The following is a 22,796-nucleotide window of genomic DNA, read 5'->3' as shown; positions in this document are numbered from 1 at the left end:
GAGGATCTTTTTTAAGGGTATCAAAAGCGCATAAAAAAAGCAAGTGTAGATCGAGGCTCTCCGTTTTACGCCCGTAAATACCGGCGAATGGCAAAGGAACTTGAGAGGATGCCTATCATAATGCCCACAAAGAAAAGGAGGAGGAATAATTGTATGATATGGGTTGTGTAGTATATGAACAAATCAGGACCGCCGAAAAACGCTTCCGCGCGCGGTCCCACCCAGAACGTAATGGGGAAAAATACCAGTATCGTAATAATGCTCGCAAAGAGACCGTGGAGAAAGCCTTCTACTAAAAACGGACCGCGCGTGTACCAATTAGAAGCACCCACAAGCTTCATTACTTTTATTTCTTCGCGGCTCGTGTAAATTGCCATGCGTATGGTATTAAACGCAACGATAAACGCGACAAATCCCAGAATAATCCCGGCACCAATGCCTACGCGACGCGATACATCAAGAATATTAGTAAGCCGATTGATAACAAGCTCGTTTTGCCGGAAGTTTACTTTATCGAGAATACTAGAGAGAACATTCGCCTCCAGAAAATTACTAATTGCCTCATAATGCGACGGATCGGTGGCACGAATGGTTATACTGGCACCGAGGGGGTTTTCACCCAGTTCGGCAAGCGACTGCGTAATAAGAGTATTTTCCTTGTGCCGTTCCTGGAAACTTAATAATGCTTCCTCGCGGGAAATATACTGCGCGTCCTCTACTTCGCCAAGCGTAAGAAGTGCATCCCGCACAGCAACAACATCCCCCTCCGGCGCTTCCTGGGCAAAATATACTGTGATATCAACTTTATCCTCCAGAGAATCAAGTACCGATGAAAGAACAACACTCCCCAAAAAAAGACCTCCCACTACAAAAAGAGTTATGACCATAACCAAAACGGTGGCAAATGATATCCAGCCATTGCGCCAAAAATTTATAATACCTCCTTTGGTGATGCGCTTGATTGTTATAAACATAGTATGCGTTATTTAAGTACGTAACGGCCTCTTTTTTCATCCCGAACGACATGCCCTTTTTCAAGCGTGATGACCCGTTTTCCTAATGCGTTAATAATATCACGATTATGCGTGGCTAAAAGAACGATTGTTCCCAACTCGTTTATTTTTGCAAGCAGTTTAATTATTTCCCAAGTATTAAGCGGATCAAGATTTCCCGTGGGCTCGTCTGCGATAACCACATCCGGCCGGTTTATAATGGCGCGCGCTATAGCAACGCGCTGTTTTTCTCCCCCGGAAAGCTCATGCGGAAAGTTTTCCACTTTATCGAGAAGACCCACAAGTTCCAGTACCTGCGGAACATCGGAATGAATTGCATCATCCGGCTGACCGGCCGCCTCCATTGCAAAGGCAATGTTTTCATATGCGGTCTTATGCGGTAGCAGACGAAAATCCTGAAACACCGTACCAATGCGACGGCGTATGGGCGTGAGCTGTTTTTGGCTTAGCTCATCTAATGCCAGAGAATCAAAAAAAACTTTTCCCGAAGAAGGACTCTCTTCTGCGAGTAAGAGACGAAGAAGCGTACTCTTTCCCGCTCCTGACTGTCCCACGATAGAAACAAACTCTTCCGGCTCGATGGTGAGAGTTACTCCTTCGAGCGCTATCGCATTTCCTGAATAGATCCGTGATACGTTATCAAAAAATATCATATGTGATTTCTATTATAACCGAATTTCCGCCGCAATGAAATCATCCAGCCCTCCCTCAAGGACATCATCAACTTGGGACGTCTCCACGCCCGTGCGATGATCCTTTACCATCTGATACGGATGAAATACATACGAACGAATTTGACTCCCCCATTCTATAGCTATTTTTGCGCCTTTTAATTCTTCTATTGTTTTTTTATGTGATGCTTCCCGCAACTGATACAGTTTTGCCCGAAGAAGTTTGAGTGCGCGTTCTTTGTTTTGTCCCTGTGAACGCTGTGTTTCCACGCGCACCGCAATGCCGGTCGGCTTATGCGTAAGCCGCACGGCCGTTTCGCGCTTGTTAACGTTTTGTCCGCCCTTGCCGCCGGAACGTGTAAAGTCGTATTCGATGTCATCCTCGTTTATATGAACATCAGGCGCATCATCAATGTCGGGGAATATCTCTACATACGCAAATGACGTATGTCGTTTTTTATCGGCATTAAACGGAGAAATACGCACCAAACGATGTACGCCCTGCTCTCCTTTTAAATATCCGTATGCGTTTTTCCCCGCAATTTCAAACGTTATGTTTTTAATACCGCCCATTTCATTTTCATGCCGATGCAGTTCCGTTACGGACCATCCGTTATCTTCTGCATACTTTTGATACATTCGAAGAAGAAGACGCACCCAATCTTCCGCATCCTGTCCGCCCGCACCCGCATAGATAGATACGGTAGCACCCTTGCGGGCATATGTTCCTGCAAATAAAAGGGTCATTTCGGCATCCTTTAATTTTTTTTCAAGAACCGTTATTTTTTCCGTAAGTTCCTCATACAGGGATTCATCCGCACCGGCAACCGCCAATAGTTCTTCCAGTTCTTTTGCTTCGCCGAATAATGCGTCCCATATTTCTATTTCTTCCTTTAGGTCAGCCATGCGAGTTGTCACCTCGGCCGCATGCTCTGAATTATCCCAGAATGCCGGCAGAGTTGCCTCGTGCTCTAATCGAATGATTTCTTCCTTTTTTCCTGCAATGTCAATATTTCCCGCCTGCCAGTGGGAAACGGATTCCATTATCTGCACAAGACGTTCTTTTAGATCGTTCATGGAGCCACCTCGCGGATTCGAACCGCGGACCATTTCCTTACGAAGGAACCGCTCTACCAGCTGAGCTAAGGTGGCATGACGTATGTACAAAAATAGCATGGTAATTCATGTTTTTCAATGACAAAAAAACGGTGGCATAAAAAGTACAGAGTATAGTATACTATCTGTATGAAAATATTTAAAAAACTGATTCGGGACAAGATGCCCGAAAAATTTGCGGCCGAAGGCACGAAACTTAAAACACGCGTTCTGGAAGATGATACAGAATACTTTGAGTGGCTTCGACGAAAACTTATTGAAGAAATACAAGAAATGACGGAGGAGCCGGATAATGCGGAATTTATTAAAACACGACTTGCATACCTCTACGAAATTACCGATATTATGCGAAGCATAAAAGGGTTTTCACAGGAAGATGTTAATGCGGTGAAAAACAAAATAATTGAAGAACGTGGAAGCTTCGAAAAGCGATTATTATTGGAACCGTAACGTCCTTTTTTCATTAACGCACCGGCAGGTTTCTTGCGGGGAGTATAACCGAATGAGCGAGTGAAGGGAGTCGAACCCTCGTTTCAAGCTTGGGAAGCTTACGTAATGCCGTTATACCACACTCGCCGGTAGCGCTTATATTACGCACGATTACACTCCGTTACTAAACGGTGTCCGCCTATTCCGTGAATATGCGTACCACCCATATAATGTATGGTTTCTTGCGAATTTATCTTTCCACCACCTCGCCGTTTTGCCATTTCCACGGAATAAGATAAAGGGAAACGTCACTATACACAAGCTGTTCCCGTACAAATTCCTTAAAATTGGAATTATCCACAGAAACCCGCTCTTCAAGAACGGTCATGAGCGCCTGTGGAAAAAGTACATTCTTTTTAAACTCATCAACACTCCATCCATACAGCTCGCTTGTAGCACGCGGTAATACATCGGCATCGGCCGATGAAAGCGCTTCTTCCACTCGCAGTTCCGCTTCAATAAAAAGATCTGTTTCGGTAAAATTATGTCTAATGTATTGCGTGAGAACCGTGTTTATAATAAGATTTTCAAGAACAACACGCTCCAATTCCCGCTGTTCATCCTCCGTAAGTTCTGCTCCGTTTATGCGTGAGCGCGTTCTGTTTTCAAACTGTATAAGCGCTTTTGCGCGTTCACTAAACGTACGACGCAGAACAATATCCTCGTTTATGCGTGCCACCGGATAGAGTCCCGTAAAAAATAGCCCCAGACCAAAAATGGCCACAATAACAAGAATAACACCAGCGGATCGTTTCATATAATATAAGTATTCATAATAATAATTACAGCATAGCAAAAACTTCTTATTCTCTCCACTGCCTGAAAAAATCGGCCACACGGGCGCCGATTCCCTTTTTCTCCAAAACAGGACTATCTTCCTTATCTTCGCCATCTACAATAATAATGACTTCTTCACCAGGTTTACGTAAATTCAATTTTTGCCGTGCTTCGCGCTCTATAGCGCGCCCGCTCTTAAACTCTTCCAGTTCGGATGATAGCTGGCGCCGCTCTTCTTCAAGCTCCTGAATGCGCACTTCCGTTTCTTTACGTGCACTTTGAGCTTCCCATCCCTGCATAAGGGCGCGAAAACTGGAAACGCCTCCAATAATAAGAAGTAAAAAGAGCGGTATAATAATAAACCGGGAAGATAAAATGTCGCGCCATTGTCGTTTTTCTTGAAAATTTCTCATGACTTCCTTATTGTTTTCTAATTCTTTATACTTGTATATATGCGGTCACGAAAATCAAAACAAGTTCTTAAGAGCATGTGGGTTATCTTTAGTATCCTCATTGCTCTTAGCATGATTATTTTCTCTTTCGGTCCTTCTCTTTTTTTCTGATAACTTGGCTAATACCAGGATACCATAAAAGGAAAAACCTCTCGATATTCTCCGGCTTCGAGTGGACGGCGGAAATCTCGCTTCCGAATATTTCGGATAGTGGTTATTTTTTCATCATTTTAAGATAAACTTCCGGAGGAATGGTAACTCGTCCCATCTCCTTTAATTTCTTCTTTCCCTCCTTCTGTTTTTTCCAAAGCTTCATTTTGCGTGTCCTATCCCCTCCGTAAAGATAGCCGGTAACGTCTTTTTTGAGGGCGGATATTGTTTCCGATGCTATAATGCGTCCCTCCAGAAGAGCTTGGACTTTTACCTGAAACAACTGGCGGGGCAGTATTTCTTTTAATGACTTCACGGCTTCACGGGCCGCATATGGAGCTTTTTTTCGGGAAAGAATACGCGAGAGCGCCGGAACACTGTCACCCGCTACATGAATATCCATGCGCTCCACATCCGCCGGACGCATGCCGGCATCTTCGTAATGCATGGAGGCATATCCAGAACTTACGCTTTTTAGCGTATCAAAAAAATCCGAAACAATTTCCCGAAGCGGTATTTCCGATGCCACTATAAGCCGTCCTGAATCCCCGCTATTCTCTCCCTGTCCGAACGGCTTGGTGGAAAGGACTGATCCTTCGTGAGCATCAATAAGTTTTAAAATATTACCAAGATATGCTTCCGGAACAATAATATCCACGGAGAACCATGGTTCACGTACATGCATAATTTGATCCTTGGGTGGAAACTTTACCGGAGAAGAAATAATTTCCGTACTGCCGTCATTTCGCGTTACTTCATATGCCACCGATGGACTTGTTGTTATAACGGGAACATTAAATTCCCTTTTTAAGCGTTCCGTTACTATCTCTAAATGAAGCATACCGAGAAATCCGCATTTAAAACTGCGTCCCATACTGGAAGATGATTCCGTTTCAAATGTAAGCGCGGCATCATTTAACTGCAAACGACCCAGTGCCTCTTCCAGCATATCAAAGTCATCTTGAGATTCGGGGTAAAAACTTGCCCAAATCATCGGACGCGATTCCCGATAGCCGGGAAGCTGTTCTACCTTCATTATCTGCTTCGTATGCTGTACCGAGACAGTGTCTCCGATACGCACATCGGACGGATTTTTAATTCCTGTTACAATATACCCGATCTCACCCTCTTCCAAGGAATGGGAGGATGTGTGTTCCGGAAGAAGAATTCCTACTTCTTTTACGTCCGCCGAAGCATCCGTTGCGAGAAAATGAGCCTTATCTCCGCGCGCAATACACCCCTCCATAACACGCACAAATGCAATAATTCCCTTATGACTTTCGTATGCCGAGTCGAATATAAGGGCGCGTGTCAGGGAAGTATTTCCGGAAACCGCAGGCGGTGGAACTTTTTTTATAACCTCTTCCAGCAGATCTTTTACACCCTCTCCGGTTTTTCCCGAAACTTTCATAATATCTTCCCGCTCAACCCCTAAAAGCTGTATAAGCTCATCTTCCGATTCTTTTATGTTCGCCTCCTTCATATCTATTTTGTTCAAAACGGGAATGATCGTAAGATTCTGATCCATAGCAATATAAAGATTGGTAAGCGTTTGCGCCTGCACACCCTGCGTTGCATCCACCAACAAAATGGCACCTTCCACTGCGGCAAGCGCGCGCGATACTTCATACGAAAAATCTATATGTCCGGGTGTATCTATTAAATTAAGAGTATACGGAACTTCATGGAGGGTATAGAGCATGCGAACCGGCTGCATTTTAATAGTAATGCCCCGCTCACGCTCCAGATCCATCTGATCTAAAAGTTGAGGTTTCATCTTCCTGTCTTCAACGGTGGCGGTCACCTCCAAGAAACGATCAGCCAACGTGGACTTTCCGTGATCAATATGAGCAACAATTACAAAATTACGTATGCGGTCTGGTGATGTATTCATAGCGTATCCATTGTGCTACGCGGCAAGCCTTTTGTCAAAATTATGCTTACAGAAAAAGATTCTAAAAAAAGAATATTACCATACGATTATTCCATAAAAAAAACACACCTATAAGCGTGGTTTTTTTATTTCCTCCTTGCAACACACCCTATGACTGCATTGCAAAAATGGTCGCTATCATTATAAGAAGAATGCCGCCGATAGCGATGAGATGGATAACGGAAGGACCATATTTATGCGGCCGTTCTTCAGAGCGAGATGTTGTGCTTTTTTGATTAGTATACATGTTTCCCATATGACCTATATTATACCATATACTCCTTGCTTGTTTCCATATTCCTGTGCATAAGTTCCTCTATAACATATATTTTATATTAGATCCTGTCTTGCTCCGGCGCAAAAGCATCGTTTTCTTTCCAAAACTTTCGTGTGAGGGCCACGTATACTTCTTTGAATTCTTTATTATTTCTTATTCTAAGAAATAATAGAAACATACCTATTCCCGCAAGACCGGCACATATTCCTTGCAGGAATATACCCAGAAATGTTTCCTGATTAAACCAATTTGCCGAAACATGAAGAACTATATAGGATGTAATTCCCAATAATGCGCTTGAAACCATAATTTCCCCCAAAGAAACAAGAATACGGCAATTTCGAAACAATGAATCAATACGCGAAAGACCTATTCCCAACAACACAGCATTTATAATACTCCCTAATGCAAACGCAAAAGGAAGTCCCAGCATGGAAATATTAGGAACACCTTCTACGCGAAGGATACGTGAAAATATATCGGCAAACATTGATCCTGTATTCAAAAGGGAAACAAAGACGAATGCAAAAACAACGGTGAGTCCCATAGAAAATACATTAAGAACCACCGGAGCTGTTGTACGCCCTAGCGCATAAAATGATCGTACAAATAACGCAACTAAACTCTGTGCCACAATACCAAAAGAAAATAATGCGAGACTTGCTGCCGTAAGGCGCGTATCCACCCACCCAAATGCTCCGGCGCCCAGGATAATGCGGACAATGTGCGCACGCAACACCAAAAATAAAATGGAAAGCGGCATGGTCCAGAACATAATATGCCGCGCCGCCATGCCCAAATGGTCGAAAAATACTTTTCGGTCTTTTTTTATGACAAGCTCCGCCATGGTGGGAAATGCCGCAATACTGTAAGAAAGACCGATAACGGAAAGCGGAATGGACTGCAAGTTATAAGAGAGATTAAATACTGCAATAGACCCCACACCAATAGTGGATGCTATGGCGGTAATGGCTATAAACGTGAGTTGCATAGCAACAAGACCGATAGTACGCGGAAAAGAAATCATAAGAATATCTTTTATTTCCCGCGGAAATACAAATGTAAAGCCGAGAGGAAATCCCAGCCGTATAATGCTTGGTAGTTGAATAGCCATATGTAAAAACGCCCCCACAACAACACCCACTGCAAGTCCCGACAAGCCAAAACGAGGCACTAGAAATATAATTCCCCCTATAATACCCATGTTATAAAAGAGCGGACTTAAGGCATATATAAAAAACCTCTTAAATGTCTGCGTAACGCTTGAGAGAAGATGCGAAAGACCAAGAAATAGAGGAGAAAGAAGTAAAATACGCGATACCTCAACGGCACGCGCACTGTCTTCGCCGCCAAATCCCGGAACAAGAAAGGGCAATATATTCGGAAGCGCCAGATATACGATCCCTAGTACCACCCCCATAAATAACAGAAAAATTGTCAAAAGCGCATGAATAATTTCCCTGGCACGTTCTTCGTTTTTTACAAGAACATCAAGAAATACGGGAATAATTGCCGTAGACGCTATAAATAAAATGGAAACCGTGTAGAGAAAATCAGGAATGCGAAATGCCGCATAATAAATATCAAGCTCGGCACCGGCACCAAAGGTGGACGCCAAAAAACGATCACGCAAAAGCCCTAAAAGACTACTTACGATTGTTGCTCCCGCAAGAAGCACGGCAGCTTGATGTACTCCTTTTAATTCTCTATGGAACAACTCCAGAACTCGTCTCATGTTACATAAAAACGGTCACAACGACACCGTCTTTACCGGACTTAATCGTAACCGCTTTATTTTCATTATATTGCTATTCTTCGTTTATGACTTCATCCGACGGCTCTTCCGTAATTTCTTCTTCCACCGGAGGCTGTTCCCGCTCAAGAGGAGCAGGTCCGGGAGGCGAAATACCCGAAAGAGGATTTCGTCCTGCTTCCAAATTCGCTAAAATCTGTTTAACTTCCCTATTATCCGGATTAAGCTCCGCGATACGCGTAAACTGCTCTATAGCACTGACATCCTCTCCTAATGCGGCATACGTGAGACCAAGGAAATAACGTGCATTGGAAAAGTTAGTACTTAAACGTACTGCGCGTTCCAAAATCTGCCGGGCATCGGAAAAACGGTCTTCCTGATAATACAGGAGCCCCAATTGAAACAGAATACCGATATCATTCGGAGCCGAAAGAGCTGCTCGTTCGGTATTCTGAATTGCGTCTTCCGTATTTCCTTTAATGGACGCAATCTGTGCAAGCCGGAAATGAGCCGTTGCGTAGTCCCCTTTAAGCTCAATGGCTTTTTGCAATGATTCCCGTGCCTGAACCTGATCCCCCATAATCAGATATACGCGGGCAACATCATCACGGAGCGATGGATTTAATGGCGCACGGTCAATAGCCTCCTTATATGCATTAATGGATGCTTCCGATGCTCCGTCTACGAACGGAATGACAACTTCATAGATTTGTCCGAGAAGCCGCCAATTCACCGAATCCCCGCCATTTGCATGTGTAGCGGCAAGAGCGCTCGATATAGCATTGGAGAGGGCAAGCTGAAATGTATTCTGAACATCTTCGGCGGGAAGATTTTCGGCATTTTGCACACTGCGTTGTAATTTTATAAATGATGTTTGAGCAAGCGCGCGCAAATATTCATCACGATTTGCATCAAACGTAACAGCGCGCCGAAATGAATCTTCTGCGGCATTAACAGCTCCATCTTCATTAAGACGCGAAATACCCTGACCATAAAACACCGATGCTACATATTTTTGTCCGGTAATATAAACACCGACAACACCAAACACCATAAAGAAAATTATGAGAAGAGCGGCGATAAACCCTTTGGAAGAATCAGCTACAATGGAAAATTTCCGCTCTTTAACCAAGCCGATAATGCGCCCCTCGGCAATCAAAAGTCCGATAGACAAGAATGTAAGTATGGAAAGCGCGCTATTAAGCGGATACACAAACCATGCATACAGCAGGAAGGCGGTTCCCAAAAAAGTTCCTATCACAATGGATTTCTTAATTGGTCCTTCCTCATCAGGAAACCTTCCCAACAACATAAGGCCATACCATATAATCAGTCCTATAAACACAAGAAATCCGATACCGCCCAGTACGCCTGTCATGGCAAGAAGAGTTGTCGCAGAAGCTGACCCCGTTTCAAAACGAAGACTCCAGAAAACAGTATTGTTAATGTTTGGATCTTTATATAAATCCCATGCCTGACCAAATGTATTTGGTCCCAGTCCGAAAACGGGTGATTTTTTTAACACCTCTCCCGTAAGATGCAACGTGGTGGAAAATGACGGCGTTACATCAAGAGGTGCGTTAAGAGCCGTTACAAACGCGCCAATCTGATTGCGGGAAAGAAAAAATAAAACGGATATAAGAAGAAGAATAAGCGGCATACCGATTGCTTTTCTACTGACGGAACGAGACAAATAATACGCAAGAAACATAATGGATATAAAGCCGATACCAATCCATACATAAGAAAAATTAACTAGAGCCGCTAACAATAATGATCCCGCCGCAAGTATACCCAAAAATGCTTTTGTAATGCGCGGAAGACTGCCTTCCAAGAGAGGCGCCACCGTCACCAGTAAAAATCCGAAAAAGATACCGAGCGCATTCCATGATCCGATAAGATTAAATGTACGCCCGCCCGCAAATGTCCAGGGGAGAAAATTAAGGTTAAACACCGTACGAAAAAGAGTAAATACCGCAACTATCGTACCAGCTATAAGAAGAAAGCCGTATACTCGGCGGATATCTTTTGCTTCCAAACTAACAGCGGTGAGAAATGTTATTAGTGAAAATATCAAAAGGCTGAAAAATGAACGTGCCGTCGGATCCCAAAAACTTGTATCCGGACTTCCAGAAAAAACAGAAGCAAGGAGATATATACCTAGCCACACAAGCAAAGCAAGGAGCAAACGACTGCGGGGTATGCGAACGTTTCCCGCATAAATGGCACGACCCAACCATGCGATGAATCCGATAATAACAAGAAAGGAAACAAGGAAAAGCTTATTGGTTTCAAGCGGTGTTACCGTCGTCGGCAAAAACCAAAGCGGCGCTAACAACGCTATTAGATACACTACCCAGCGAGTAATGCGCGTCCATACAGAATCCTCCTCTGATTCGTCGGATGAAGATGTTTTTAGCTGTTCATCTTCTTCGAAAACAGTATTTCCATGTATCGCTATTGATCCTGCTTCTTCTTCCCATTCCCCGGAAACATTTTCACTCCGAAAAGATGTTTTTGTTAATGGTGGTTCCATAATTCCTATTAATTAACTTATCCTGATATCACACAACGTACACTTCATTATAGATGCATACCGCTCATCCAAGCAAGTAAGAGCATTATTGACTTATATTTATTAAGGTTGTATAATATGCGTTGTATATCGGATGATCGCCGGGTGTATATCTATTTCTTAGATACATATCTATTAGAAATAGATATATGTCGGGAGGAAAGTCCGGGCACCGCTTTGACGCAATGTCGAAGGAGTGATAGCGGCTAACGGCCGCCTTCCGCATTATGCGGAACGAGATAGTGTCACAGAAACTATACCGCCCGGCACATATTTGGTATGTATTCGCATATCAAATATGTGCCGGGTAAGGGTGAAAAGAGGTGAGGTAAGAGCTCACAGCCGGCATTGGCAACAATATCGGGTGAAAAACACTTATCCGGTGCAATCCTGTGCCTTGCATTACTTAATGTAAGGAAGGAGCTTGATCGTACAAGTAATTGTACGACTAGATAGATGATCATCGCCAATTTTATATTCTGTATAAAATTGGTACAGAACCCGGCTTATAGATATACGCACGTCATTAAGCCCGCCTTACCGGCGGGTTTTTTGATTGCTCGACAATGTATTTTAATATATAAAGAGTCATAGGAGGTTCTTAATGCGGATAAGCACAACAACCAAAGTGGGACTGTGTCTCCTTTATGTTTTTGGTGTATTTTTTATTATTTTAGCCCTGTTACTGCTGTTAAACTTGCCGCCATCTAACTAAAATGACGCGCGCTCCTATCAAAACACTCGTGTTTCCACGAGTGTTTTTCTTTTTGCGATTACTCATGATATCACGAGAATTCAAAATCTATATATAACTCTTTGCCAACCTCACCTTCGGCGGCGAAAGAATGCCGGAACATCCCACTCATTATCTTCCTTCTCCTCGTCTTCTTCGTTTTCATTTTTTGCCGGTTGGGTACGTGCCGGATTTGATTTTGTAACACTAATCACCGTTTCTCCCGAAGGTGAACGTTTTCGTTCCGTGGAAGACGTGTCCGCCACCGATGCTATTGGAACTCCCGAAGGTTGCCCCATGCCAATGCGTGCATCGGCCGGAAATCCCGAAGCAATAACGGTAACTCGCATCTCACCCTTCTTAAGACGCGTATCTTCCACGGCGCCGAATATAACTTTTGCATCTTTATCAATAGATTCCGTAATAACGCGGGCGGCTTCTTGAATTTCCCACATGGACATATCTGCTCCACCATGAATAGCAAAGAGAACGCCGCGCGCACCATCAATGGCGATATCGAGAAGGGGCGAATTAATTGCCTGCTTTGCCGCATCCGTAGAACGCGTTTCTCCCGTTCCTTTTCCGATACCCATAAGCGCCGATCCGGCGTCCTGCATAACCGCTTTTACATCTGCAAAGTCCACATTTACGATACCCGGCATAGTAATGAGATCGGAAATTCCCTGAACAGCTTGACGCACCACTTCGTCACATACGATAAACGCCTCTTTGAACGATGTTCCTTTTTCAATCACGGCGAGTAAACGATCATTTGGAATCATAACCATGGCATCCACGGCATCTTTAAGTTTTTCCATACCGCCATCAGCAATACGCATGCGTTGTGCGCCCTCAAATGAAAACGGTTTTGTTGCCACCGAAATAGTAAGTGCTCCTTGCTGACGCGCCGCTTCGGCGACAACCGGAGCCGCTCCGGTGCCGGTGCCGCCACCCAAACCCGCAACAACAACAACCATATCCGCTCCCTTAAGAGCATCCTTAATTTCTTCAATTGTTTCTTCGGCCGCTTGTCGTCCCAGCTCGGGATTCATGCCGGCACCTAATCCTTTTGTAAGATTTTTTCCTATGTGAATTTTTTTGGGAGCAAGATTATGATGAAGATCCTGCGCATCGGTATTGATGGCAATAAAATCCGTCCCCTGTACTTTGAGACGAATCATATGATTTACCGCATTTCCTCCGGCTCCCCCCACACCGACAAGTTTAATACGGGCAAATGCTTCTACGTCTGGTTTAATACTTGGCATAATACAATGAAAAATTACTATAATTCGGCGTACCTGTGTATGTCTATCCTAATGCCCTCATGAAGCGCCGTCAATCTTGCGCTAATAACAAAAGATATGTGCTCTAAAGAACACATATGGGTATTTCTTGTGGATAGAGTGGGGATAAAATACGTTTACGGAATAAGCGGACGAATAACGCGCATAATATATGCTCCCACCTTTGGCATTGAAAACGCACCAAATGAACGCCCCGTATTACTTTCTCCGGCCCATAAACAAAGTCCTATCGCCACCGTCCAAGCCGGATCAATAAGAATATGCTCCGGTGCGGCAACCGCCTGAATCATACCGATCTCCGCCGGAAGCTTAAGTTCTCTGCGAGCGAAATCAACAACGCCATGCATACTCGCTCCCCCTCCCGTAAGCACTACGCCCGAAGGCAGTAAGCCGGAGCGTCCAATTTTCTTCAAATGCTTTTCCGTCATTTCAAAAATATCAGCGGCACGAGCGGCCATAATATCGGCAAGATCTTTCCGCGAAACAAATGCTTCCGATTCCGGCATGAAATCTGCCAGGCGTACTACGTCTTTTTTCGATTCCGCCTCGGAAAGAAGCGTACCATGCATGATCTTCATATGCTCCGCGGCATCAAGCGGAATTTGAAACCCTATAGCGATATCATTAGTGATATGATCGCATCCCAAGGGGAAAATACTTGCCGAAAGGAGCGATCCCTCTTCAAACACCGCCAGTGATGCCGTAGCGCCCCCTATATCCATATGCAAAACGCCAATTTCTCTCTGGTGCTTGGATAATATCGCACGAGAGGATGCCAGAGGAGCCGCCACAACATCATCCACCGTAATACCGGCGGCCTCTACACTGCGTAATAAATTCTTTAGATGCGGTGTAAATGCCGTTATAAAAAGCATTTGCGCTTCCAAGCGATTACCAATCATGCCCACCGGATTTTTAATATCAACCTCCCTATCTACGGCATATGTTAAAACGACTTCGTGTAAAATCTCCCTATTCGAAAGCTGTGGCAACTCGGCGTGAGCTGCCTGTTGAACACGGTCAATATCATGTTCACTAATTTCTCCGTCGGCACGGGAAACCGCAACCGTTCCGCGGGCGGAATATACCATAAGCCCCGGTCCGCCAAACGAAACATACGCATGCGTAATAGGCATGCCAATAATACGCTCCGCTTCCGTACGCGCTTCAGAAATGCTTTTTGTTGCATCCGCTACATCAATAACAATTCCCCGGCGCACACCAAGCGCGCGAGAAACGCCGTATCCCAACAAAGAAGCACCTTCGTTTGTGTCCGGTGCCATAGCCGCAATACGAATAGTGGATGAGCCCACATCAAGCCCTACCGTTATATTATTTCTTCCCATCCTTTTTGGTTAAGATTTATGTAATAGAACAGGGGCTTTTTAAGAAACTCCATTTCCGGAAACTTCTCATACAGTAGGTATTACACTCCGCACGATACTGTCTTCTTCCCGTTCCATTTCCTCGGCGTCTTTTGTATTTTGATGATCTTTCCCTTGTAGATGCAAAAGACCATGGACAAATAATTGCACAAAACGCATACGTAACGTGCATCCACATTCTTTAGCTTCCCGTTTCGCCACCATGGGATTTATACAAATTTCTCCGCCATGTTCATCAAGCGGAAAAGCAAGAACATTCGGAGAATAATCCTTCCCCCGATACGTTGCATTTAGAGTACGCATCTTTGCATTCGATAAAAATACAAGACTTACCTCCATGATATGCTTTTTAGCCGCAAGAGAAAAGGCATCCTGCAAAAGTTTGCGCGGGATGCGGTATGACGTAGTATTTGTAATAGCTAATGTGCTGATTTTTTTTCGAGACACCACAAATGTTCTAGCTTACAATTTCTTAAGCTCTTCTCTTACCGCAATAGATACCCGATCTCCCCCCACACGCCCTTTTGCAAGCGTCATGGTTGTTTTCATAACCACCCCAAAATCCTTTTCCGACGTAGCATCCGTTTCCGTAATGGCTTTCCGTATAATAGCGATAAGCTCATCATCGGTAAGCTCCGGGGGCAAATATACCGTAAGCATAGCGGCTTCACGTTCTTCTTTTTCGGCAAGATCGGAACGGTTTCCCTTTAAAAACTCAGCCGCCGCTTCTTTTCGCTTCTTTACTTCAGTACGCAAAAGCTGAATCATTTCATCGGGAGAAAGACCTTCATCCTTTTTACCCTTTTCAATTTCCGCATTACGGATCGTGGAAAGAACCATACGTAAGATGGAACGCTTTTCGTCGTTCCCTTCTTTCATGGCCTGCATGAGATGTTCTTCTATTTGCTTTTTCGACATATGTTCTCTACTCTACCTTACCCAGTTTGCGTAATTTCTCCATTTTTACATGCTTCTCCGCACGACGAATGGCGTTATATTTCTCAAGCCGCTCCGTTAAAGGACGCTTTCTAAATTGATTATTTCGCACGCGCACAAGAACTTTGCTGTGTTGCACGACACGCGAAAAACGACGCAAGAACGCGCCTACCGACTCCTTTTGCTTTTTATGTACAAATAATGGCATATCTCTATATTATTATTATTTTAGGTAGGAGTACTATTGATTCCATCCTCCCAACAAATGCAGATGAAGATGATCCACGAGCTGACCTCCTCCGCGCCCCACATTAAACGATAAGCGATACCCGGAAAGAGCCTCTTTTACCGCCATATCCTTTCCCATATATATCATATCGGTAACAAGGCCACGATCTTCTGCCTTCAGCTCTGCAATTGATACTACATGTTTTTTGGGAACAATCAAGAGGTGCACCGGCGCTGATGGTTTAATATCCTTAAATACCACCAAATTATCCGTTTCGGTCAGTATTTCCGCCGGCGCTTCCTTTTTGGTTATTTTGCAAAATATACAATCTTCCATAAAATGTATGTTGTACCACAAAAGGCACTGATTGAGTTAGGAAACCCTAGCGCTTCTTTTTTAGCTTGTCTTTAACATTCTGTACCACGTCCGCCATCCGTACCGTCTCCTGAACGCCCGTAGTCATTTCACGCACAATGACCGTGCCATCCAATGCTTCTTTTTGCCCCAAAATAAGCGTGTAATCCGCCTCCACCTTATCCGCAATTTTAAGCTGACTTTTAATAGAATCTTTTCCCACCGATTCCATTATAGGGATATGCGCCTTACGAAATTCTTCCATGAGTCCGAATGATTTACGCTTTGCGGAAGGTCCTAACTGCACGAGAAACACATGCGGACGAACTTCTTCGGCGGCTTTAAGTCCCTGTTCTTTCATTTCCATTACTATCCGATCAATACCCAATGCGGCACCCACTCCCGGCGTGGGTTTTCCTCCCAATATTTTCATAAGGCCATCATATCGGCCACCCCCTCCAAGTGCGAGCGGCGTCGGCTTATTCCCATCTGTATTTTCCTGTTCCATAATACCGGATGCATCCTCGCAATTAACAAATATCTCAAATACCGTATCGGTATAATAATCCAATCCGCGCACCAAATACGGATTGATAAAATAAGAAATATCTCCTTCCTCCAAAAATTCGAGCAGGCATTTAAAACGTTTTTTGGACGCATCTCCCAGATATTTAATTATTTGCGGCGCATCTTCCCGAAGTTCGATGCAGGTATGCTCCTTGCAATCAAGCAAACGAAGAGGATTTTCCTTCAAACGACGCTTACAGTCTTTGCAAAGAGTATTTACATTTTTCCGATAAAAAGCAACAAGCTCTTTTCTGTATACTGCGCGTGATTCGGTGTCCCCGATGCTGTTAATCTGAACAGCGATATTTTTAAACCCGAGCTCAACAAGAACCGTATACATGATACGAATAACAAGGGAATCAGTAATAGGATCATCTTCCCCTAATATCTCCCAGTCAAATTGTCTTAGTTCCCGAAAGCGGCCTCGTTGAGGACGCTCATGCCGAAAAAAAGATCCGTGCGTATAAATCTTTACCGGTTGCGGCCACGATCCCATGCCATGCTGAATGTACGCCCGCGCAATACCCGCCGTTGCTTCCGGGCGCAAAGTAAGATGATCTCCGCCCCGCGTGCGAAAATTATACATTTCCTTTTCGACAATATCACTCGCTTCGCCAAGTGTGCGTTCAAAGATTTCTGTTTTTTCAAAATGCGGTGTCTGAATAAGCATAAAACCGTAAAAACGCGTAATCTCTTCTGCTACCTGAATAACGCGCTCAAAATAAGGCGCATCTTGAGCCAGAATATCCCGTGTTCCTTTGGGAGTTTGTATCTGTTCTTTTGGAATTCTTTTTGCCGGCATACTGGTATACTCAATTAAACTTATAACATTACTAACACCTTACTCTCCGATTACCCCAATATTAAGAAGGGGCCACAGCCGAAGCCATGCGCGTCCCACAAGAAATTCCTCGTTAAGCATTCCCCATCTTCGGGAATCGGAACTAAATTCACGATTATCTCCCAATACGAAATATTCATCCTTGCCCACCGTGATTTCTCCGTCCGGTACGGTGCGTGTTTCCGAAGGGATATATGTTTCATCGAGAGATAATCCATTAGGATAATTATCATTTTGAATGGTAACCGTCCCACTTTTAATGATTACCGTATCTTCCGGAAGGCCAATAATGCGTTTTATAAAAAATTGCGAAGGATCTTCCGGATATCGAAACACGATAACGTCCCCGCGCCTCGGCTCATGTAAGCGATAAGAAATTTCATCAACGATGAGATATTCCCCATTTGAGAAATTTGGCTCCATAGAAGCGCCGCGTACAATAAAGGGTTGAGCTACATACAACCGAATGGGAAGTACGATAACGAGAGAAATAACGATAACTTTAAAGAGATCAAAAACTTCTTCCTTAAAAGATCGGTGCTTGTCTTTCGTCTCGTTTTTTGTAATCGCTATATCTTCATCTTCTTTATGTGTTGATTTTTTTTCCTGTGTTTCTTGCATATTTTTTATTCTATAAAGACAATAATACCCCATATTTCAGTAAAAATCAAGGATTCGCTTTATTGTTAAAATGAGTACCGGTCGTGCATAATGAATACATGAACAAAAAACCAATATATATTTTGGGGCTCGGCAACCCGGGAGCGGAATACGCAGACACACGGCATAATGCCGGGCGGGCGGCACTGGAACTTTTAGCACATGATAATAATTTCTCTTCGTTCAAAGAAGAAAAAAAACTACAAGCACTTGTTTCAGAGGGGTATATTGCAAAAAAACCCGTACTCCTCTTACTTCCCGAAACATTTATGAATAATTCCGGGCGTACAACAACGGCGCTTAAAATTCCGTCTAAAAAACAAATCACAGAACGTGTTATTGTGGTGCACGATGATTTGGATCTGCCTCTCGGAACCGTAAAAATAATGTTTAATCGCGGTACCGCCGGACACAAAGGGATTGAATCCATTGTACGTTCCCTTAAAACAAAGGAATTTACGCGCATACGCATTGGTATTGCAAAAGCAAGCGACATTAAAAAATCACAAAGCAAAGCAATTGTTCATAAGATAGTGACAGGCCCTTTGTCTCCCGCAGAAAAAACGGTGCTGAAAAAGGGGGTAAAAAAAGCCGCTTCTGCCGTGGAAGCGGTGCTCTGTTACGGACTCTCAAAGGCAATGAATGCCGTGCATTCAGAAAAATAACGCGACAACGGCAATGCCTATAATACCAAGGAGCACGAACCTGAAAGCAACCAAACCGATAATACTACTACCCTCCGCCCATGCTTCAAAAGACCGCGTAGGGATGTTTTTTTTCAGTTCCACAGTACCCCCCTTGTTTGCTATTTATTTCTATAGTATATAAAACAATGTGCCACCGAAAAAGGCAGATAAATTACAGGAACTTCTTATAGCCGGACTACACCCCCATCTTTTGGAAAAGTCCGTTGTTTGGTTTGGAAAAAATACCAAAGCCATACGGCATGCGCGCACATTAAACCCTTTCTGGCGCACACATACGACTCTTATCACAAAAAATACCCCCCTTAAAATATCCGAATTTCTCCGCACTATAAACGATCTTGGCTACGAAAAAGTACATATGCTTACATATCCTGGTGAGTGTACGGTTATGGGAGGTGAGGTGCGCATATTTCCCATTAATACGAAAACACCGTACCGTATAGATTTTTTGGGAAATACGGTGGAAGAAATTGAAGCCATACCGCCGCCGGTACCCGTAGCGGAACTTGACGCATCACAAAAGAAACTTCTTGAGAAATGCTCATTGGGATCTCTTCGCCCCGGTGATTTTGTTGTGCATGTGGATCATGGCGTAGGAATTTTTAAGGGAATTATCCAAAGAGATAGTAAACCTGTCGCCCCAATACCGCCGCCAGAAAATACAAAAAAGAGTGCCGTGCCGATAAATCCTTCCGTGACGCCGGAAATACCCGCGAATAATGCGCATGCGTCGTATCTTCAAATCGAATATGCGCGACCAAAGGGAGCAAATGCGCCTCCGGATATACTATTAGTGCCGGAGGATATGATAAAAAAAATAACCCCCTATGTTGGATTCCGTACACCAGCCATACATCGCCTGGGAGGATCGACATGGTACAGCACAAAGAAAAAAGTCCGGGAAGATATTATCGCATTCGCGCGAGATCTTCTTACCTTGTATGCAACTCGTGAGCTTGCCGAACGAACACCCGCTCTCGCAACTCCTCTTATGGAGGCAGAACTCGCCGCCGGATTCGAACACATAGAAACACCCGATCAGATACGCGCCATTGAGAGTATTCTTTCGGAAATGGCATCTCCTCATCCCATGGATCATCTTCTTTTGGCGGATGTCGGTTTTGGAAAAACAGAGGTAGCACTCCGTGCCGCATTTCGTTCAGTTCTCAACAAGAGGCAAGTTGCTATAATAGCTCCCACAACCATTCTTGCCGAACAACATTTTGAAACATTTTCCGGCCGTTTTGCAGAATTCCCCGTTTGTGTGGAACGATTAAGCCGTGTAGAAGGGAAAAAAGAACAGGGTGATATTGTGCGCCGCTTGCAAGCAGGTACGGTTGATATTGTTATAGGTACGCACCGCCTCCTTTCAAAAGATATAGAGTTCAGACAATTAGGTCTTCTTATTATAGATGAGGAACAACGCTTCGGCGTGAAACAAAAAGAACAGCTGAAGAATAAGCGAGAGGGAACGGACGTATTGTCTCTTTCGGCAACGCCCATACCACGCACGCTCCATTTCGCCCTTTCATCCCTGCGCACCATGAGCTCTATTCATACGCCTCCGCCGGATCGCATAGCGCCAAAAACATTCATCCTTCCTTTTGGAAAACGTACCGTTGCACAGGCACTTGAAGCGGAACTGGAGCGTGGAGGACAAGTATATTTTTTATCAAACCGTATTCGCACATTAAGTCCTACAAAAGAGTTTCTGCAAAAACTGATTCCCCGTGCCCGTATCGGCACCATACACGGACGCATGAAAGAAGATGATATTATTTCCACCATCCATGACTTTCGCGACCATAAAACGGATATTCTTCTTGCCACCACCATTATTGAAAACGGCATTGATATCTCAAACGCGAACACACTTATTGTGGAAGACGCCTCTCGTATCGGACTTTCCCAAGCGCATCAACTTCGCGGACGCATCGGGCGCAGTTCCGTGCAGTCATACGCCTACTTTCTTTATCAGGCGAAACATCTCAAAGAAAAGGCCTCTATGCGTCTGGATGCCTTGTTTCGTACACAATATCTTGGCGCCGGGCAGGACATAGCCATGCGTGATTTAGATATTCGTGGCGCGGGAAACATACTCGGACGCAATCAATCCGGACATGTAAATCAGATTGGTATGAATCTTTACTGCCAAATGCTAGCGGAAGCGGTGGAAGAGCTACAGCATAAAAAAACTTCATAAGATTATCTTATGAAGCGAAGAAACGCGATGCAACATTCCTGCGGACAGCTATAATAGCGGCGTTGTTCATCACGCACCTTTTCCGTAACGCCGTAATCGTTTTTTATATTAAGTTTGCCACACTTCTCTTGCCACGCCCATATGATGCATTCATGATTATGCTTGAGCGATACTTCTTTGATCATACAAGACAAAATGCGCATATCGACGGGGGATGCCTTTTTAATGAAGCGCACCACCGCATATTCAAATAACTCTTTCTCTTCCGCTCGATTCATACATGCCTCCCAAAAAAACAGCAGCTGTTAAAGATAACTGCTGTTTTTTGCTTTTTGTTTTTATTTCGTTATTCTTCCTTCTCGGTGTCAGGTTTTTCTTTTTCTTCTTTCTTGACCTTCTTCGTACTTGCTTCACCTCCTTCTTTGACAAAACTAAGAGATAGTTTTCTGTCTGCCGGGTTTAAATTTAAAATTTGAAAATGATAATCTTTTCCCGCCTCCAAAGATTCGTTCATAACTTTTTCGGAACCAAATTCGGAAATATGCACCAGACCACTCAAAGAGAATTTGGGAATTTCAATAAAGGCGCCGAACTTATCAAGCTTTTTAACATGACCTTCCACAATATCACCCTTCGCGTGCTTACCGGCAAAATCCTGCCACGGATCATGTTTTAACGCCTTGATGGAAAGGGAAATTTTACCGCCTTCAATACTGATTATTTTAGCGCGTACGTTCTCCCCCACCGAAAAAAGATCGGAAGGGTTTTCAACAAGCCCCCAATCCAGTTCAGAGATATGAGCAAGTCCCTCAAGACCTTCTTCTATTTTCACAAATACACCAAAATCAACAACTCCCGTCACCTCTCCTTCGATCTCCTGTCCCACCTCATAATGAGATAATGTTTCTTTCAGTTCATCCGATTCCACGTTTTTCTCCGAGAAGATAAGTTTTTCTTCTTTAGGGTCATAATCAAGAATTGTTACGTCCATAAACCCGCCCACAAATTTCTGAAGCTCGGAAAGAATGCGTCCTTTATCACCCCCTTCCACACGCGGATAATGTTTTGCTGTAAGCTGTGATACCGGAAGGAATCCCTGTACGCCGTTCCAATAAATAACAAGTCCGCCCTTATTGGCCGCAAATACCTTCATAGGTACCGGCTGTTTCTTCTTCATGAGGTCTTCAGCTTCTTGCCATATTTTATCCCGTCCCGCCTCACGCAGAGAAAGCTCAACATATCCATCCTCATTTTCTATTTCCACCACCTTTGCAGTTACGGCATCTCCCGTTTTGAGCGGCTTTATGAGATCACGGGCATTATAGTACTCGCGACCATAAATAACACCGGTGCCGAAAGGACCCAGATCAATATAAACATACGGCCCCTTACGGGCAATTATTACACCATCCATGAGCTCGCCGACTTTAGGCACAGCAATAGGTTGCATAATCTTATATACGGCATCCATAAACCGGCGCTGGGAAGCGGCGTGCTCAGCATCATCCAAAACAGCTGTTGCCTGATCGGTACCGCCGTTTTCTTCGCTTCCTTCCGGTGCTCGATGAAGGGACGTGTCCTTGTTGTGGGCTTGTTCTTCAGTCATAATATGTATCCGTCAGTATACGGAGATTTAAAAAAAATGCAAGAAAAAAACCGGAGCAATAC

Annotated in this window: 21 protein-coding genes, 2 tRNA genes and 1 other RNA gene; 4 read left to right on the top strand and 20 right to left on the bottom strand. The window is 44.1% G+C overall.

Annotated features, from left to right (window positions below):
• Positions 1–65: 65 nt before the first annotated feature.
• The 4 genes from COU90_01710 to COU90_01695 form a co-directional block, all read right to left on the bottom strand.
• On the bottom strand, positions 66–974 hold the full coding sequence (locus COU90_01710) for a hypothetical protein (protein PJE64537.1): 909 nt from the start codon (positions 972–974) through the stop codon (positions 66–68).
• Between the two features lie 8 nt (positions 975–982).
• Positions 983–1,666, bottom strand: coding sequence for a cell division ATP-binding protein FtsE (locus COU90_01705; protein PJE64536.1), 684 nt, complete (start codon positions 1,664–1,666; stop codon positions 983–985).
• A gap of 12 nt (positions 1,667–1,678) precedes the next feature.
• Positions 1,679–2,794 (bottom strand): peptide chain release factor 2, encoded by a 1,116-nt coding sequence (locus tag COU90_01700; protein ID PJE64535.1) that lies wholly within the window; start codon positions 2,792–2,794, stop codon positions 1,679–1,681.
• Positions 2,761–2,836: transfer RNA gene (locus tag COU90_01695), tRNA-Thr, on the bottom strand. The genes COU90_01700 and COU90_01695 overlap by 34 nt, the downstream gene beginning before the upstream one ends.
• Positions 2,837–2,929: 93 nt before the next feature.
• On the opposite strand from COU90_01695, the gene COU90_01690 reads away from it, so the two are divergent.
• Complete coding sequence (locus tag COU90_01690; protein ID PJE64534.1) at positions 2,930–3,250, top strand: hypothetical protein; 321 nt, start codon at positions 2,930–2,932, stop codon at positions 3,248–3,250.
• A 55-nt stretch (positions 3,251–3,305) separates the two neighbouring features.
• On the opposite strand, the gene COU90_01685 is transcribed toward COU90_01690, so the two are convergent.
• The 6 genes from COU90_01685 to COU90_01660 form a co-directional block, all read right to left on the bottom strand.
• Positions 3,306–3,376, bottom strand: a tRNA-Gly gene (locus tag COU90_01685).
• A 103-nt stretch (positions 3,377–3,479) separates the two neighbouring features.
• A complete protein-coding gene (locus COU90_01680) occupies positions 3,480–4,046 on the bottom strand; it encodes a hypothetical protein (GenBank protein ID PJE64533.1) in 567 nt (188 codons plus the stop codon).
• Positions 4,047–4,092: 46 nt separating this feature from the next.
• On the bottom strand, positions 4,093–4,479 hold the full coding sequence (locus COU90_01675) for a hypothetical protein (GenBank protein ID PJE64532.1): 387 nt from the start codon (positions 4,477–4,479) through the stop codon (positions 4,093–4,095).
• Between the two features lie 253 nt (positions 4,480–4,732).
• Entirely contained in the window at positions 4,733–6,562 is a 1,830-nt protein-coding gene (locus tag COU90_01670; protein ID PJE64531.1) for an elongation factor 4, read from the bottom strand.
• Between the two features lie 374 nt (positions 6,563–6,936).
• Positions 6,937–8,613 carry a hypothetical protein gene (locus tag COU90_01665; GenBank protein ID PJE64530.1) on the bottom strand — a complete coding sequence of 559 codons (1,677 nt, stop codon included), beginning with the start codon at positions 8,611–8,613 and terminating at the stop codon, positions 6,937–6,939.
• Positions 8,614–8,686: 73 nt separating this feature from the next.
• Positions 8,687–11,167: a hypothetical protein gene (locus COU90_01660; protein PJE64529.1), complete on the bottom strand. Its 2,481-nt coding sequence runs from the start codon at positions 11,165–11,167 to the stop codon at positions 8,687–8,689.
• Between the two features lie 121 nt (positions 11,168–11,288).
• Between COU90_01660 and rnpB the strand changes: the two genes are divergently transcribed.
• An RNA gene (gene rnpB, locus COU90_01655) (RNase P RNA component class A) lies at positions 11,289–11,730 on the top strand.
• 301 nt (positions 11,731–12,031) lie between these two features.
• Here the strand turns inward: rnpB and COU90_01650 are convergent.
• The 8 genes from COU90_01650 to lepB form a co-directional block, all read right to left on the bottom strand.
• On the bottom strand, positions 12,032–13,207 hold the full coding sequence (locus COU90_01650; GenBank protein ID PJE64528.1) for a cell division protein FtsZ: 1,176 nt from the start codon (positions 13,205–13,207) through the stop codon (positions 12,032–12,034).
• 155 nt (positions 13,208–13,362) lie between these two features.
• On the bottom strand, positions 13,363–14,592 hold the full coding sequence (gene ftsA, locus COU90_01645) for a cell division protein FtsA (GenBank protein PJE64527.1): 1,230 nt from the start codon (positions 14,590–14,592) through the stop codon (positions 13,363–13,365).
• 66 nt (positions 14,593–14,658) lie between these two features.
• On the bottom strand, positions 14,659–15,081 hold the full coding sequence (gene ybeY, locus COU90_01640; protein ID PJE64526.1) for an rRNA maturation RNase YbeY: 423 nt from the start codon (positions 15,079–15,081) through the stop codon (positions 14,659–14,661).
• 12 nt (positions 15,082–15,093) lie between these two features.
• Complete coding sequence (locus COU90_01635) at positions 15,094–15,549, bottom strand: hypothetical protein (protein ID PJE64525.1); 456 nt, start codon at positions 15,547–15,549, stop codon at positions 15,094–15,096.
• 7 nt (positions 15,550–15,556) lie between these two features.
• The gene (locus tag COU90_01630; protein ID PJE64524.1) at positions 15,557–15,775 is read right to left on the bottom strand and encodes a hypothetical protein; all 219 of its coding nucleotides are present in this window, start codon (positions 15,773–15,775) and stop codon (positions 15,557–15,559) included.
• Between the two features lie 33 nt (positions 15,776–15,808).
• Entirely contained in the window at positions 15,809–16,132 is a 324-nt protein-coding gene (locus COU90_01625; GenBank protein ID PJE64523.1) for a histidine triad nucleotide-binding protein, read from the bottom strand.
• Positions 16,133–16,178: 46 nt separating this feature from the next.
• Complete coding sequence (locus tag COU90_01620) at positions 16,179–17,519, bottom strand: histidine--tRNA ligase (GenBank protein PJE64522.1); 1,341 nt, start codon at positions 17,517–17,519, stop codon at positions 16,179–16,181.
• Between the two features lie 39 nt (positions 17,520–17,558).
• The gene (gene lepB / locus COU90_01615; GenBank protein PJE64521.1) at positions 17,559–18,212 is read right to left on the bottom strand and encodes a signal peptidase I; all 654 of its coding nucleotides are present in this window, start codon (positions 18,210–18,212) and stop codon (positions 17,559–17,561) included.
• Positions 18,213–18,277: 65 nt separating this feature from the next.
• On the opposite strand from lepB, the gene COU90_01610 reads away from it, so the two are divergent.
• Positions 18,278–18,883, top strand: a complete 606-nt coding sequence (locus COU90_01610) for an aminoacyl-tRNA hydrolase (GenBank protein PJE64520.1) — start codon at positions 18,278–18,280, stop codon at positions 18,881–18,883.
• A 169-nt stretch (positions 18,884–19,052) separates the two neighbouring features.
• Positions 19,053–21,128 carry a hypothetical protein gene (locus tag COU90_01605; protein ID PJE64519.1) on the top strand — a complete coding sequence of 692 codons (2,076 nt, stop codon included), beginning with the start codon at positions 19,053–19,055 and terminating at the stop codon, positions 21,126–21,128.
• A 2-nt stretch (positions 21,129–21,130) separates the two neighbouring features.
• On the opposite strand, the gene COU90_01600 is transcribed toward COU90_01605, so the two are convergent.
• Positions 21,131–21,406, bottom strand: coding sequence for a hypothetical protein (locus COU90_01600; protein ID PJE64518.1), 276 nt, complete (start codon positions 21,404–21,406; stop codon positions 21,131–21,133).
• Between the two features lie 68 nt (positions 21,407–21,474).
• Positions 21,475–22,734 carry a 30S ribosomal protein S1 gene (locus COU90_01595; GenBank protein ID PJE64517.1) on the bottom strand — a complete coding sequence of 420 codons (1,260 nt, stop codon included), beginning with the start codon at positions 22,732–22,734 and terminating at the stop codon, positions 21,475–21,477.
• Between the last annotated feature and the right edge of the window lie 62 nt (positions 22,735–22,796).

Source organism: Candidatus Ryanbacteria bacterium CG10_big_fil_rev_8_21_14_0_10_43_42 (genome assembly GCA_002793915.1).
Taxonomy (GTDB): domain Bacteria; phylum Patescibacteriota; class Minisyncoccia; order Ryanbacterales; family 2-02-FULL-48-12; genus 1-14-0-10-43-42.
Note: the sequence above shows the minus strand (reverse complement) of the source record. Positions and strands in the feature narration are given on the sequence as shown.